The 14,314-nt window shown below is 62.5% G+C and carries 15 protein-coding genes; 5 read left to right on the plus strand and 10 right to left on the minus strand.

Translation table 11 applies throughout. The annotated features are described in order from the left end of the window. Nucleotides 1-81 precede the first annotated feature (81 nt). The 4 genes from ACW5XD_RS01415 to fldB all read right to left on the minus strand — a co-directional run bounded on the left by ACW5XD_RS01415 (nucleotide 82) and on the right by fldB (nucleotide 3,695). Complete coding sequence (locus ACW5XD_RS01415) at nucleotides 82-1,422, minus strand: TldD/PmbA family protein (protein ID WP_456493296.1); 1,341 nt, start codon at nucleotides 1,420-1,422, stop codon at nucleotides 82-84. After that, the gene (locus ACW5XD_RS01420) at nucleotides 1,422-2,822 is read right to left on the minus strand and encodes a TldD/PmbA family protein (RefSeq protein WP_456493297.1); all 1,401 of its coding nucleotides are present in this window, start codon (nucleotides 2,820-2,822) and stop codon (nucleotides 1,422-1,424) included. The genes ACW5XD_RS01415 and ACW5XD_RS01420 overlap by 1 nt, the downstream gene beginning before the upstream one ends. Nucleotides 2,823-2,924: 102 nt before the next feature. Beyond that, a complete protein-coding gene (locus ACW5XD_RS01425; RefSeq protein ID WP_456493298.1) occupies nucleotides 2,925-3,155 on the minus strand; it encodes a hypothetical protein in 231 nt (76 codons plus the stop codon). Between the two features lie 21 nt (nucleotides 3,156-3,176). After that, the gene (gene fldB, locus ACW5XD_RS01430; RefSeq protein WP_042867526.1) at nucleotides 3,177-3,695 is read right to left on the minus strand and encodes a flavodoxin FldB; all 519 of its coding nucleotides are present in this window, start codon (nucleotides 3,693-3,695) and stop codon (nucleotides 3,177-3,179) included. Between the two features lie 207 nt (nucleotides 3,696-3,902). Between fldB and xerD the strand changes: the two genes are divergently transcribed. Beyond that, entirely contained in the window at nucleotides 3,903-4,814 is a 912-nt protein-coding gene (xerD, locus tag ACW5XD_RS01435; protein ID WP_456493299.1) for a site-specific tyrosine recombinase XerD, read from the plus strand. On the opposite strand, the gene ACW5XD_RS01440 is transcribed toward xerD, so the two are convergent. Together ACW5XD_RS01440 and mscL are read right to left on the minus strand one after the other, a co-directional pair. Further along, complete coding sequence (locus ACW5XD_RS01440; RefSeq protein WP_456493300.1) at nucleotides 4,811-6,349, minus strand: sensor domain-containing diguanylate cyclase; 1,539 nt, start codon at nucleotides 6,347-6,349, stop codon at nucleotides 4,811-4,813. The genes xerD and ACW5XD_RS01440 overlap by 4 nt on opposite strands. A gap of 196 nt (nucleotides 6,350-6,545) precedes the next feature. Beyond that, on the minus strand, nucleotides 6,546-6,953 hold the full coding sequence (mscL, locus tag ACW5XD_RS01445) for a large-conductance mechanosensitive channel protein MscL (protein WP_005317444.1): 408 nt from the start codon (nucleotides 6,951-6,953) through the stop codon (nucleotides 6,546-6,548). Nucleotides 6,954-7,211: 258 nt separating this feature from the next. Here mscL and ACW5XD_RS01450 point away from each other — a divergent pair, with 258 nt between their 5' ends. The 4 genes from ACW5XD_RS01450 (at nucleotide 7,212) to nqrE (ending at nucleotide 11,090) form a co-directional block, all read left to right on the plus strand. Beyond that, on the plus strand, nucleotides 7,212-7,928 hold the full coding sequence (locus tag ACW5XD_RS01450) for a disulfide isomerase DsbC N-terminal domain-containing protein (RefSeq protein WP_456493301.1): 717 nt from the start codon (nucleotides 7,212-7,214) through the stop codon (nucleotides 7,926-7,928). Further along, nucleotides 7,894-9,624: a single-stranded-DNA-specific exonuclease RecJ gene (recJ, locus tag ACW5XD_RS01455; protein WP_456493302.1), complete on the plus strand. Its 1,731-nt coding sequence runs from the start codon at nucleotides 7,894-7,896 to the stop codon at nucleotides 9,622-9,624. The genes ACW5XD_RS01450 and recJ overlap by 35 nt, the downstream gene beginning before the upstream one ends. A 292-nt stretch (nucleotides 9,625-9,916) precedes the next feature. Next, nucleotides 9,917-10,327: a hypothetical protein gene (locus ACW5XD_RS01460; protein WP_456493303.1), complete on the plus strand. Its 411-nt coding sequence runs from the start codon at nucleotides 9,917-9,919 to the stop codon at nucleotides 10,325-10,327. A gap of 154 nt (nucleotides 10,328-10,481) precedes the next feature. Further along, nucleotides 10,482-11,090 (plus strand): NADH:ubiquinone reductase (Na(+)-transporting) subunit E, encoded by a 609-nt coding sequence (gene nqrE, locus ACW5XD_RS01465; protein ID WP_456493304.1) that lies wholly within the window; start codon nucleotides 10,482-10,484, stop codon nucleotides 11,088-11,090. 41 nt (nucleotides 11,091-11,131) lie between these two features. Here the strand turns inward: nqrE and ACW5XD_RS01470 are convergent, their stop codons facing one another. The 4 genes from ACW5XD_RS01470 to lipB all read right to left on the minus strand — a co-directional run bounded on the left by ACW5XD_RS01470 (nucleotide 11,132) and on the right by lipB (nucleotide 14,247). Continuing rightward, complete coding sequence (locus ACW5XD_RS01470; protein WP_456493305.1) at nucleotides 11,132-11,704, minus strand: RBBP9/YdeN family alpha/beta hydrolase; 573 nt, start codon at nucleotides 11,702-11,704, stop codon at nucleotides 11,132-11,134. Nucleotides 11,705-11,838: 134 nt separating this feature from the next. Further along, entirely contained in the window at nucleotides 11,839-12,342 is a 504-nt protein-coding gene (locus ACW5XD_RS01475) for a GNAT family N-acetyltransferase (protein WP_456493306.1), read from the minus strand. Nucleotides 12,343-12,507: 165 nt separating this feature from the next. Beyond that, complete coding sequence (gene lipA / locus ACW5XD_RS01480; RefSeq protein WP_456493307.1) at nucleotides 12,508-13,473, minus strand: lipoyl synthase; 966 nt, start codon at nucleotides 13,471-13,473, stop codon at nucleotides 12,508-12,510. 84 nt (nucleotides 13,474-13,557) lie between these two features. Further along, a complete protein-coding gene (gene lipB / locus ACW5XD_RS01485) occupies nucleotides 13,558-14,247 on the minus strand; it encodes a lipoyl(octanoyl) transferase LipB (protein WP_456493308.1) in 690 nt (229 codons plus the stop codon). Between the last annotated feature and the right edge of the window lie 67 nt (nucleotides 14,248-14,314).

A 14,314-nucleotide genomic window follows, 5' to 3' on the forward strand; every position in this document is an offset into this window, starting at 1 on the left:
AGCCAGAGGCAGAGATAAAAAACGGCGCCTGATGGCGCCGTTTCTGGATGAGGAATCGAATGATTTTCCCGCTGGTGTCACTTACTTTCCTGCGATATTCAAACCGCCAAAACGAATGAGAGGCGCGTAGAAGCCCTTGCCATCGTCGTGGTGCAGCCGATCGCCGACCGCCTCCAGCTCACCCAGCAGGCGGTAGAAGTTGCCCGCCACTGTGATGCCGCGCACCGGCTGGATGCGAACGCCGTCCCGGCACAGGAAGCCCGACGCCCCGAACGAGAAGTCACCGCTCACCGCATCGGCGCCCGAGTGCAGGCCGTCCAGTTTGACCAGCTCCAGGTACTCGCCGGTTTTGACCTCGGCCTCGCTGTGGGGGCCTGTGCCAAATACCAGGTGGCGCGCCGTCACATCCAGCGCGCCGCGGGCGCTGCGCGCTGCCGAGCCGTTGCTGACCAGGCCGAAGTGGTGAGCGGTGGCGCTGTTGTGCAGCAGCGTCTTGAGCTCGCCCTCGCCAATCAGCAGCAGATCCGAGGTGGGCGCCCCTTCACCGTCAAACGCCTTGATGTTCATGCCGCCCGGCATATAGGCCCGGCTCTCCAGAGTGAGCCAGCGGGAGGCCACAGACTGGCCCACTTTGCCCCGCCAGGGGTTGATCCCCTGCTGGGCCCACTTGCCCGAGAGCGCCGCCTGGAAGCAGCCAAACAGGCTGGCGAAGCAGTTGGTGCTGAAGAGGGCGCTGTAGTGACCGCTCGGCACGGCTTCCCCCGGCAGCAGGCCGTCGGCCACGGCATGGATCTGCGCTATGAGGGCCTGGCTGTCGAGTTCGTCGAAGCGGCGGCCATACTGCCCCTGGGAATGCATGGACTGGCGGCCAGCCCGCTCGATCAGCGCCGAGGTGTAGCAGCCGACGCTGAATTCACTGTGCTGGCAGAGGCTGCCCAGGCTGTTGGCGAGCCAGAGCCGGCTCTCCCCCTCGAAGAAGCTGTTGTAAGGCGCGCCGGTCACGTCTGGCAGCGCCAGCATGTCCGCCTCGAGGCGCACGGCCAGGGCGATTTTCTCCTCCGCCGCCGTGGTGTCAGGCTGGTTTATCTCGGCGCTGTCGGTGGTGATCCGGCTGTTGGCTACCGAGATGCGCTGATCCGCATCCAGCTTGGCGAAGCGGCTGGCATCCAGTGCATCCTGCAGCATGGCATCCAGCGCCGGCTCATCCAGGGATTCCGAGTAGGCGATGCCGACCCGGCCATCCTTGATGAGGCGGATGCCGAGCTGCTGGCTGCTGGTGACCTTGTATTCACCCAGCTCGCCCTTGTCGGCCTTGAGGGAGAAAGCCTTGTCCCGATTGGCGATGATGTCCGCCTCGGCATTGAGATCGGCGACCTTGTCCAGCAGGCGGGCGAGCAGAGTATTCATATCGAGTTGGCTCATCAGGCGTTCCCTCCGACCAGGATATTGTCGACCTTGAGTGGTGGCTGGCCGACGGACGCCGGGATCGAGCCGGAGACAGAGCCGCACATGCCGGCAGCGATGGCGAGATCGCGGCCCACCATGGAGATCTCTTTGAGCACCTGGGGCCCCGTGCCGATCAGGGTGGCCGACTTGAGCGGCCGGGTGACCTTGCCGTGTTCGATGAGGTAGGCCTCCTGCACGTTGAAGTTGAACTCGCCCGTGCCCGGCTGCACCGAGCCGCCGCCCATCCGCCTGGCATAGATGCCGTGTTCCACCGTCGCCAGCATCTCCTCCAGGCTGTGGTTGCCCGCCTCGATATAGGTGTTGCGCATGCGCGACGCCGGGGCGAAGCGATAAGATTCACGTCGCCCCGAGCCGGTGCGGGCATAGCCCGTCTTGAGCGCCCCCATGCGATCGACCAGGAAGCCGGTCAGCACGCCATCCTTGATGAGCTGGGTGTGCTGGGTCGCCATCCCCTCGTCATCGACGTTGATGGAGCCCCAGGCGTTGCCCTGCAAGCCTTCGTCCACCGCGTTGACCACGGGGTTGGCGATGAGCTGACCCATTTTGTCGTGGAACACCGAGGCCTTCTTGGCCACCGAGGTGGTCTCCAGCAGGTGGCCACACGCCTCGTGGAAGATGACGCCGCCAAAGCCGCTCTCCATGATGACCGGCAGGGTGCCGCTCGGGCAGGGGGCTGCGCCGAGTTTCACCAGCGCCTGGCGGGTGGCGGTGAGGGCCAGCTCGCGCGGGTCTATGAGGGCCGCGTGTTCCCAGCCCATCATGGCGCCGGGGGCCTCGTAGCCCACGCTCTGCTCGCTCCCTTCCATGGCTATGGTCTGGGCCATGATGCGGTTGTAGTGGCGACGATCGGCCACTTGCAGCCCTTCGCTGTTGAAGATCTCCACCTCCTGCTCCCAGCCCAGGGCATTGCCCGAGAACTGGCTTACCTTGGCGCTCTCGGCGCGGGCCGCGGCATCCATGGCGTGCAGGTAGGCAATCTTCTGCTCCAGCAGCTTGTCGGCACCGAGCGGCAGGGTGACCGGATTGCGGTCCGTGAAACGGCTGAAGTCGAAGGCGGTGGCGGTCACCACGGGGTCGCGTCTGTCCTTGGCCGCCAGCAGGGTGACGATGCGCAGCAGCTCGTTGCGATCGGCCAGATTGGTGTAGCCGTAGAGTACCTTGTGGCCGTAGCAGAGGCGCACGCCGATGCCGAAATCGAGGCCGCCGCTGATGTTCTCTATCTGGCTGGAGAGCAGGCTGAGCTGGCTGCGGTGCTTGCGCTCCACAAACAGCTCGGCGAAGTCGGCACCGAGCGCCAGCGCGTGATCGAGCACGTCGCGGGCAATGGTGGGGGCCAACAGGGAGAATGAGGTCATAGAATATCCTTTTCTGGTCTGTTTCCTGTTTGCTTCCGACACCCGTTCTGATGGTGTTATGGGGTGTCGATTGCATTGTTGCAGACCAGCACAAAAAAGTCGCTATAGCGTCATGCGATGATACCGATTGAGAAAATCGGTGCGATTTGTGCGCCCGGCGGCCCAAAATCCGGCCGCCGCCAGGGGAGGTTGGAGCAGCTCGTGGATCTCGCCGAGGCTCTGGTCGACCCACTGTTCAATGCGGGATTCGGTCTGGTCATACTGGTTGGCGTCATCGAGCGCCAGGCCGACGACAAGATGATGGCCATCGTCGATCCGCATCCAAGGGGTCATCGAGCATGCAAGCCACCTGGATCAGAGCAGCTCGTGGATCTCGCTCAATATCTGGTCGACCCACTGTTCGATGCGGGATTCGGTCTGGTCGTACTGGTTGGCGTCATCGAGCGCCAGGCCGACGAAGTGACGACCATCGTCGATCAGCGCCTTGGAGGCGTCGAATTCGTACCCCTCGCTGGGCCAGTAACCCACCAGCTTGACCCCCTTGGGCACCAGCTGATCGTGCAGCAGGCCGAGGGCATCCTGATACCATTCGCCATAGCCCAGCTGATCGCCCAGGCCGAACAGGGCGATGATGCGGCCCTCCAGATGGACATCCTTGATATCCTCCCAGCGGGATTCCCAATCTTCCTGCAGTTCGCCAAAGTCCCAGGTGGAGATGCCGAGGATCAGGATGTCGTACTCCTGCATGCGGATGAGGGGCACATCCTTGATGTTGTGGAGATCGACCAGCTCCGGGCCTATGAGGGCGCGGATCTTCTCGGCGGCCATCTCGGTGTAACAGGTGGTGGAACCGTAAAACAAACCTATCTTCATCGCACTGTCCTTACCGTAAAACAGATAGCTCTTTATCCTGGCGGCGCGTGGGGCTGGCGCGCGCAAAGGCTGCAGGGAGGGGCGCCAGTTTAACAGATTGCCCGGCACCCTTCACGGGGCAAGCGTGGTGCAGACCTTGTCAGATCCCGCTTTCGCCCGGCGCCGCGCGCGTTACAATGGGCTACCGTTTGCCCAAGACCCAGTACCATGACCAAGCCAGCGCCTGCCGTGCACAATCATCCCCTGATCGAACCCTTCCTCGACGCCCTCTGGCTGGAGCGGGGTCTGTCTGACAACACTGTCAGCTCCTATCGCAGCGATCTGGAAAAATTTGCCCTCTGGCTCGATGAGCAGGGCAGCTCTCTTTTGCTGGCCGGGATGGACGAGATCCAGCACTACCTCGCCTGGCGGGTGGATCACCAGTTTGCCGCCAGCAGCACGGCCCGCTTTCTGTCTGCCCTGCGCCGCTTTTATCAGTATCTGAACCGCGAGAAGCTGCGAGGCGACGATCCCACTGTATTGCTGGAAGGGCCCAAGCTGCCCAAGAAGCTCCCCTCCGATCTCAGCGAAGGGGAGGTGGAGGCGCTGCTGGCGGCGCCGCTGGTGGACGATCCGCTGGAGCTGCGTGACAAGGCGATGCTGGAGCTGCTTTACGCCACCGGGCTGCGGGTCTCCGAGCTGGTGGGGCTCACCGCCGAGCATGTCAGCCTGCGCCAGGGGCTGGTGCGGGTGGTGGGCAAGGGCAACAAGGAGCGGCTGGTGCCCATGGGGGAGGAGGCTATCCACTGGCTCGAGCGTTACTACCGCGAGGCCCGTACTCTGCTACTGGGGGGCACCAGCTCGGACGTGGTGTTCCCCTCCAGGCTGGCCCGCATGATGACCCGCCAGACCTTCTGGCATCGCATCAAGCTTTATGCCCTGCGCGCCGGGATCCAGGGCGAGCTCTCTCCCCACACCCTGCGCCACGCCTTTGCCACCCATCTGCTCAACCACGGCGCCGATCTGCGGGTGGTGCAGATGTTGCTGGGTCATGCGGACCTCTCCACCACCCAGATCTACACCCATGTGGCGAACGAGCGACTCAAGGCGCTGCACGGGGAGCACCATCCGCGCGCCTAGGCCAGAGATAGACGGTCTTTCCCTTCCTGTTTGGCGCGATAGAGGGCGGCGTCCGCCTGGGCAAGCACCTGGGCGGGGGGAGCGTCCAGCGCCTCGGCCAGTCCGCCACTGAAGGTGACGGTCAGGCCGGGCTCGCGCCAGTTCTGCTTGCCCATGGCACGGCGCCACTGCTCCATCTGCTGATGGGCCTCCTTCAGCCGACCCTGTGCGAAGATGGCAACCAGCTCTTCGCCACCAAAGCGGCAGAGGGTAGCCTTGCCCTCCAGCAGCTTGCTGCCGAGGGAGGTGGTACGTCTGAGCACGCTGTCGCCGGCGGGGTGGCCATATCGGTCGTTGATCTGCTTGAAGTTGTCGATGTCGATGATGGCCAGTACATAGGGGGTATGCTGCTGGTGTAGCTCGGCCAGCAGAGTGTCCATGTAGCGGCGGTTGTAGAGCCCGGTCAGGGCATCGCGCTGGGCTTTTTCGCTCTCTGCCTGCATCTGGTCGGAAATCATGGTGATCTCGTCTTCCAGCTCTTCGATGCCCGGAATGCGGGGGATGATGAGGGGCTGTCCCGGCGGGGTGATCCGCAGCTGGCGTACCACCTGCACCAGCATGCCGATGGTATTTTCCAGTCGCTGATGGAAGATGACGGCCACCAGTATGTACATGGTGAGCGAGAGGAGCAGCCCTACCATCATGGTGGGCAGCCACTCCTTGATGACGAAAGAGTTGCTGAATGGGTAGATGATGATGACCCGCCAGTTGGGGTTGTTGGCCAGGGTGTAGTAGGCGATCAGCTCGTCATTGTCGCTCAGCAGGGAGCCGCTGCGCCCCTTGAGCCCGGCCAGCCGCTCGTCATCAAGCGGGGCCCCGTTCTTGAGGGGATCACTGTGAGCCACCACGCTGTGGTTTTTCATGTCGTACAGCAGATAGCTTATCTGGCGCCCTCCCTGCAGCAGCCGGCCAATCCGTTCCGATATCTCCGACAGGTCGACATCGATGCCGATCACCGCCAGCAGCTCCCCTTGCCGGTTCAGCACCGCCCGTGACAGGGTGATGACGGGGACGTGCTGAATGGCGTCGAGGTAGGGGGCACCCCAGACGTTGATACCGGGGGTCTTGATCGCCGCCTGATACCAGTTGCGCCGGCTTGCATCGAACGAGCGGGGAATAGGCAGATGGGCGAAGTTGACCAGCTTGTTGTCCCGCTGCACATAGTAAAGCCCCTTGAGCATGCTGCCGGTGCGGTTCAGTTGCTGCCACACCTGATGATGGCGCTGGCTGAGCACGGGGGGCAGGATGCCGTCATTGAGCTCGAGATCCGCTGCCAGAATGTTGATCTGCGCTTCGACGGAAGCCAGTGCGCCATCCCACTGCTGGGCAGAACTGTTGCTGAAAAACTCGAGCCGGCTGCGCATCGTCTCCTGCTGTTTGGTGACGAACAGATAGCCGCTGCCGGCGGTCAGCAACAGCAGGGGCATGGCGAGCAGCAGCAGGTATCGCAGGATGAAGCTGTGATGGGGCCTGGCTGTCACGGTGAGGGGGGGCATGATGGCGACTCCGGTAGCGAATGCGGTTTGAATAGGCTCGATATTATGCCCGTTCTGCCGGGCGGGGAGGGCGGACGGCCTATTTCGTGATGGCAGGGGCCCTGATGCGTCTCGCTGGTTGCCCTCAGTCTATCCGCTGGCATCAAAAAAACCGCCCGAAGGCGGTTTTTTTCGAATACACGACAGGAGTTGGCGCTTATTTTCCCTGCTGGGATTTGAGCAGATCGCGGATTTCGCTCAGCAGCTCCTGATCCTTGGTGGGACCGGCGGGAGCGGCTGCCTCTTCTTGCTTCTTCTTGAGGGTGTTGATGGCTTTGAGCCCCATGAAGATGGCGAAGGAGATGATCAGAAAATCGATGATGGTCTGGATGAACTTGCCGTAGGCGATGACCACGGCCGGGGTGGCCCCCTCGGCGGCCTTCAGGGTCACGGCGAGATCGCTGAAGTCCACTCCCCCCAGGATCAGACCAATTGGCGGCATGATCACGTCACCCACGAAGGAGGAGACTATCTTGCCGAAGGCGGCACCTATGATGATACCGACCGCCATGTCGATGACGTTGCCTCTGGCTGCAAAGGCCTTGAACTCTTGAATCAGACTCATGTTTCCCTCCAAAAATAGTCAGAGTGCGGCCGCTGCCGCACCCATGTTTGAATAATAAAGCATCAGGAAAACAGAGGGATGACCGTCTTTTTCCTGTCGTCACGGTTAGCTTGCTGGGCCTCTGCCCAATTGGCAACCTGTCGGAGAGGGATTTTTTGCGGCGACCGCTATTAACCAGTCAGTAATTAAGCGGTTGAGAGCCATCTATTCACTGAGTTACCTTGTGAGTCCATTCGTTCATGCCAAGTGAGTAAAAGAGTGAAGCATTTACTACTGGGAATGATGCTGCTGTGCACTTTTGCTGCCGGCGCGGGGATGGATCCCCACTTATTGCGACAGACCATAGAACAGAGGCTCGGGGTGCAGGTATATCTGGTGGAAGAGACCCCCATGCCCGGTCTCTTCATGTTGGGAACGGCTCAGGGGCTGCTCTACACCGATGCCAAGGGGGACTATGTGCTCCAGGGCACCATGCTGGATCTGGGCCACGACATGAAAAATCTCACCATGCTGGGTCCGCGCCAGCAACGTCGGCTGGCCCTGGCCCAGATCGGCGAACGGCGGGTGCAGCTCAAGGCCGTGCCCGAGCGCCACAGCGTCACCCTGTTCACCGATCTCGCCTGCAGCAGCTGTCGCACCACCCTGGAAGAGCTGCCGGTCCTGCAGGCGAGGGGGGTCAGCGTGCAGCTGCTGCCGGTGCTCGGCCCCTTTGCCGATCTGGCCGAAGCGCAGGCGCGCTGGTGCGATCCCGCCCTGTTCAGTGAACTCAGTCTCAGTGATCGTTTGCCTGCGACCGGTTGTAATGAGATCCTTGGCCATCATATCGGCCTGAGCCAGTGGCTCGGGATCAAGGCGCTGCCAAGCTGGGTCCTGCCAAACGGGGATCTGGTGCGGGGTTATCAGAGCCCTGAACAACTGCTCAAGATACTGGATCACATCAATGCCCCTGCAAATCCGTCGTCGTCCGCGAGTTGATGATTCCCATCTGCCCGCCACCCTGCATCCACTGCTTCGTCAAGTCTTCGCCAGCCGTGGCGTAGAGGATCCCGTCCTGCTGGAGCGCAGTGCCAGCTCGCTGCTGCCGCCCCAGCGTCTGTTCGGCATGGAGCATGCGGTACCGCTGCTGGCGGCGGCCCTGACTGCTCAGCAGCGCATCCTGATCGTCGGGGATTTCGACTGTGACGGCGCTACCAGCTCGGCGTTATGCGTGCTGGCGCTGCGGGCCATGGGTGGCTATCACATCGATTTTCTGGTGCCCAACCGCTTCGAGTTCGGCTACGGCCTCACCCCCGAGATAGTCGAGCTGGCGGTGGCGCGCGGCGCCGAATTCCTCATCACGGTAGACAACGGCATCTCCAGCATCGCCGGGGTGGCGGCGGCCAAGGCGGCCGGCATGCAGGTTCTGGTCACCGATCATCACCTGCCGGGCCAGGAGCTGCCAGCTGCCGACGCGATAGTGAACCCCAACCAGCACGGCTGCGACTTCCCCTCCAAGTCCCTGGCCGGGGTGGGCGTTGCCTTTTATCTGATGGCGGCCCTCAACACCCACCTGCGTCAGCTGGGCTGGTATGAGCGGCAGGGCATTCGTGCCCCCAATGTGGCGGACTATCTGGATCTGGTGGCGCTTGGTACGGTTGCCGACGTGGTGGCGCTGGATGGCAACAACCGCATCCTGGTCCATCAGGGGCTGCAGCGGATCCGGGCCGGTCGTTGCCGTCCCGGCATCCAAGCGCTGGTGGACGTGTCGGGCCGCGATGGCCGCCGCCTCACCGCCGCCGATCTTGGTTTCGCACTGGGACCGCGCCTCAACGCCGTGGGCCGGCTCGATGACATGTCGCTCGGGGTTGCTTGCCTGCTGAGCGATGACATCAACCTGGCGCGCCAGCTCGCTTCCGAAATGGACAGCCTGAACCAGGAGCGCAAGGAGATAGAGCAGGGGATGCAGCAGGAGGCGCTCGCCACCCTGGAGCAGATCCGCTTTCGTGACGGCGAGGTGCCTTCCGGCATAGTGCTGCACAGAGACGAGTGGCATCAGGGGGTGGTGGGGCTGGTGGCCTCCAAGGTGAAGGAGAAGTACTACAGACCCGTGATCGCCTTTGCCGAGAGTAGCGACACCGAGCTCAAGGGCTCGGGTCGCTCCATTCCCGGCGTGCATCTGCGCGATGCCCTCGAATTGCTCGATACCCGTCATCCGGGACTGATGGGCAAGTTTGGCGGCCATGCCATGGCGGCAGGGCTGACCCTGCCCAAGACCAACATCGAGGCCTTCGGTCGCGCCTTCGAGACGGTCATCAGCGAACTGGTGACGCCGGAGCTGCTGACCGGGGTGCTGCTCACCGACGGCGAACTGTTGCCCGATGAGCTCAGCCTTGAGCTGGCGGAGCTTATTCGCGCCTCCGGCCCCTGGGGCCAGGCCTTCCCTGAGCCGCTGTTTGACGGCGAATTCGTGCTGGTGCAGCAGCGGCTGGTGGGGGAGAAACACCTCAAGATGATGCTGACCACGGATTCGGGCCATGCGGTGGATGCCATCGCCTTCGGGGTCGATCTCAAGCGCTGGCCCGATGCCTCGGTGAAGCGGGTGCGGCTGGTCTATCGACTCGATGTCAACGAGTGGCGCGGCAATCGCAGCGTGCAGCTGCTGGTGGAGCATCTGGAAGCTGCCGGCATCTAGCGCCAGCGCGTCTGTTCACGACAACGTCCACCCCAGGGTGGCCGTGTAGTTATCGGCCTGGGCTGCCAATCAGGGAGGAGCCCGTGTCAGCGAAGGACGGTAGGGTTCTTTTTATGGATTTTAAATGCCATTATTTTGGATTTAACGGGTGTTTAGTATCAAATAAATATAATTACTAGATTTTTAAATTCAATAAATGGAGTGAGTGTGATACATTCTGCCCCATTCGTTCGTTGTCTTTTTTCAGGGACCTGACCGCTTGCCACCCCTTGGCCGATCACCAACAGGGCTGATGGCCCTCGCCATCGCCTCTATCTTGTGGCTTGCCGCCTTCGCGGCGGGAGGCGCCAGTGCGCCTGATCAGCCGATATCGGGCGGGCGGGTGGCCGCGATGCAACTGCACGAGCCATCCGATCCGGGGCTCGTCAACAGCGTCAGCCTGCCGCCGGGCGGTCAGTGGCGGCTCAGCTTCGAGCAGGGACGGCGGCTGGAGAGCGCCAGCCATCCTGAGCTCTATCAGATGCTGCTGGCCTGGTTCCAGCACGAGATCCTGGGCCTGCTCTGCGGCCTGCTGTTCTTCCTGCCCCTCATCTACCTCAGGCAGTTGTCCGGTTACTTCGGTTACCTGCACAAACGGCTGCTGGTCTGCCATCACCTGCAATTTCGCTTCTGCCACGGCCACTCGCGTCCGGCTTGCTGCTGAGCGCGCACCGGATCCGGCGTTTCCTCGTCGATTGACTGTTTTACCCCTCTGCTGGCTGACGCCTGCGATCGGTTGCCGCGCCTTGTTGCCCCTGCTTACCCCGCCTGCCGTGCGGGAGCCGGGCCCTTATCTGAACAAGCTGTGAGCCGATCCGATGGATTATTATGTAAACCTGTTTATTCAGTCGATTTTTGTCGAAAACTTGGCCCTTGCCTTCTTTCTGGGCATGTGTACCTTCCTGGCCGTCTCCAAGAACATCAATACCGCCTTCGGCCTGGGCTTGACGGTATTGGTGGTCATGGTGATCGCCATTCCCCTCAACAACCTGATCTACCGTCATATCCTGCGGCCCGAGAGCACCTTCCTCGGCGAATTTGATCTCAGCTTTCTCGATTTCATTGTCTATATCGGGGTGCTGGCCGCGCTGGTACAGGTGATGGAGATGGTGCTCGACAAGCATTTCCCGGCGCTCCATCACGCGCTGGGCATCTATCTGCCGCTCTTGACGGTGCACTGCGCCATCTTCGGCGGTGTCATGTTCATGGCCCAGCGGGATTACGATTTCATCGAATCCATAGTGTATGGGGCGGGTTCAGGGCTTGGCTGGTTGCTGGCCATCGTCGCCATCGTCGCCATCGCCGGTCTGCGCCAGAAGATGAAGTATTCGGATGTACCCGAGGGGCTGCGCGGTATCGGCATCACCTTCATAGTGGCCGGGTTGATGTCGCTCGGTTTCATGTCTTTCTCCGGCATGTCGCTCTAGGCACGCCCCCTGTGAAAACGGCCACTTGCGTGGCCGTTTTGCTATTCGGCGGGGGCTATCATCCCCAACAGCCGGTCGTGGACCAGCGGCAGTGTCAGGAAGCCGTCCCGGTCGAGAAAGTGGCCGCCATGCTCCAGGCTGTAGAGCGGCGCGGCCAGCTGCTCGCTCAGGTGCTGGCAGTAGCGATAAGGCACGATGGCATCGTCGCGGGAGGCAACCACGACGCGCTGGGGAGCCAAGGTCATGATGTGCGCCGGGTCGTAGCCCGGCTGCATGAAGGGATCCAGCTCCGGCAGGGTGTGCAGCGGCTGATCGAAACCGGACACCAGCAGGATCCCGCCCACCCGGCTGGAGAGGGGCAGGTGGTTGAGCTGACGCAGTATGGTGATGCAGCCGAGGCTGTGGCCCAGCAGGAAGGTGCGCTCATCGTGATCCTGGACCAGGCTGTCCATGGCGGCATCCCACACCGCCGGTTCCGGCTGATGCGGGTCCGGCATGGCCAGCACCTCGACATGAATACCGCATGACTCGAGTTTCTCCTTGAGCCAGGGGAACCAGTTGGACTGGGGGGAGGCTGTGTAGCCGTGCACGATGAAGACGCGGATGTGTGACATAAACAGGATCCTGAACGGGGCAACAGGGAATGAAAAACCGTGCCGCTGCGGCAATTGGCCGGGGCGGTCACATCATAGCAGCGCCCCCTGGGGACGACACGCCCCTGTCTGGGGTGGTACAGGGAGGGAACCGCTCAGCCCAGCCGTTTGGCCATGTTGTAGCCGGTGATGGCGAAGCCCGCCTCCTGGTAGAGCGCCCGTGCACGCGGGTTGTCGTACGCGACCCGCAGCTTGATCTGACCTATGCCATTGGCCCTGAGCTCAGCCTCCAGCACCGCCATGGCGGCCTTGCCAATGCCCTGACTGCGGTGAGCCGGCGCGACATAGAAGTCATAGATAAAGGTGGCGCTGGCATCGGGGTCGATGGCGTGCCAGAGATAGCCCAGTGGCTGCACTTCTGCGGCCGCAACCGCCTCCTCTTCGCCGGCGGGCAGGATGCAGAGCAAGCGGTGGCCAGCTGTGTCGACCCCCTGCGGCAGGGAGTGCTGCAGGGAGGCCTCGGCCTTGCGGCGGGCGGTGGCGAGATCATGGCCATGATTGCTGGCGAGATCCTGCGCGTAATCCTCGATGAAGTAGGCGCAATAGGCAGGGTAGTGAGCCTGGCTCATGGGGATCAGGCGAACGAGGGGGGTTGGCATCCTGCACATCACTCAAGGGGAGAAGAGGTGCCCACGTTAACCCGGCGGCGAAGTGAGCGCAAACGGCGCTGGCTGTTGCCGGGGGGCTGGAACGGTGCCAACCGGCGGCTGGCTCATAAAAAAGAGCGCCCTTGGGCGCTCTTTTTTGACCAGGGGTGGATGAGGTTATTTCACCTCTTCACCCTTGGCTTGCAGGTCCGCATGGTAGGAGGAGCGGACGAAGGGGCCGCAGGCGGCGTGGGAGAAGCCCAGCCCCATGGCGACGTTCTTCAGCTCGTCGAACTCTGCGGGCGGCACGTAGCGCTTCACCGGCAGGTGGTGACGGCTCGGCTGCAGATACTGGCCCAGGGTCAGCATGTTGACGCCGTGCTCGCGCAAGTCGGTGAGCACCTGCACGATTTCTTCGTTGGTCTCGCCAAGGCCCATCATGACACCGGACTTGGTCGGTACATGGGGGTGCATCTCCTTGATGCGGCGCAGCAGCTCAAGGGACCACTTGTAGTCGGCGCCGGGGCGGGCGACCCGGTACATGCGCGGGGCGGTTTCCAGGTTGTGGTTGAACACGTCCGGTGGCGTTTCGCGAAACACCTCCAGCGCCTGCTCCATCCGGCCACGGAAGTCCGGGGTCAGGATCTCGATGCGGGTCTGCGGGCTGTGCTCGCGGATCTGCTTGATGCAATCGGCGAAGTGCTGGGCACCGCCGTCGCGCAGATCGTCGCGGTCCACCGAGGTGATGACCACGTATTTCAGCCCCATCTCCTTTATGGTGAGTGCCAGCTTCTGCGGCTCGTCGGGATCCAGCGCCAGCGGGCGGCCGTGTGCCACGTCGCAGAAGGGGCAGCGACGGGTGCAGATGGCCCCCATGATCATGAAGGTGGCGGTGCCGTGGTTGAAGCACTCCGCCAGGTTGGGGCAGGAGGCCTCTTCACATACCGAGTGCAGCTTGTTCTTGCGCAGGGTGCTCTTGATGTGCTCGATCTTCTGGCTCGACGGCGGCAGCTTGATCCGCATCCAGTCCGGCTTGCGCAGCACTTCCTCGTTGGGATCCGGCATGAATTTCACCGGGATCAGGGCCATCTTGTCGCCATCGCGCAGCTTGACGCCCGGCTCCATACGAACGGGTTTGCTCATGATTCACTCTCGGTGTTTGTTATTGTTTGGTTGATAGCCGTCGGGGTCATCTCTGTGCCCTTGCGGCCGCACGGCAGGGCTTGCTCATGCCGCATCGTCGGTATTCGTGATCGTGTGATAGCCAATCAGGCTGGCCAGTTCGGCCACCAGAATGGCCTGTGCCTCGGCCACGCTCTGCGGGCCGCCCAGGGCGCTGGTCTGGGTCATGGCCATGCCCGCATAACCGCACGGATTGATGCGCAGGAAGGGGGCCATGTCCATGTTGATATTGAGCGCCAGGCCGTGGAACGAGCAACCCTTGCGGATGCGCAGGCCGAGCGAGGCCAGTTTGGCTTCTGTCTGCAGCGAGGCGCCGAGCTGGTTCTTCACATAGACACCGGGGGCATCGGGTTTGGCATAAGCCTCAATCCCGCTCTTGGCCAGGGTATTGATGATGGCGGTCTCGAGACAGGTCACCAGCTCGCGCACCGTCAGCTTGCTGCGGCGCACATCCACCAGCACGTAGAGCACCAGCTGGCCGGGGCCGTGATAGGTCACTTGGCCACCGCGATCGCTCTGCACCACCGGGATGTCGCCAGGGGCGAGCAAATGTTCGGCCTTGCCGGCCTGACCCTGGGTGTAGACGGGGTCGTGCTCCACCACCCAGAACTCGTCCGGGGTGTCGGGGGTACGGCTGTCGGTGAAGGCCTTCATGGCATCCCATACCGGCTGGTAGGGGCGGCGACCCAGGTGTCTGACGAGCAGCTGTGGCTGGGCGGGGATCTGGGGTGACATCTTTTCCTCACAGGCTGGCGCTTGAGTCGGCACCATGGGTCAGCGCTCGGGGGTGACGCAAAATCAA

It is taken from the genome of Aeromonas enterica, assembly GCF_054052465.1.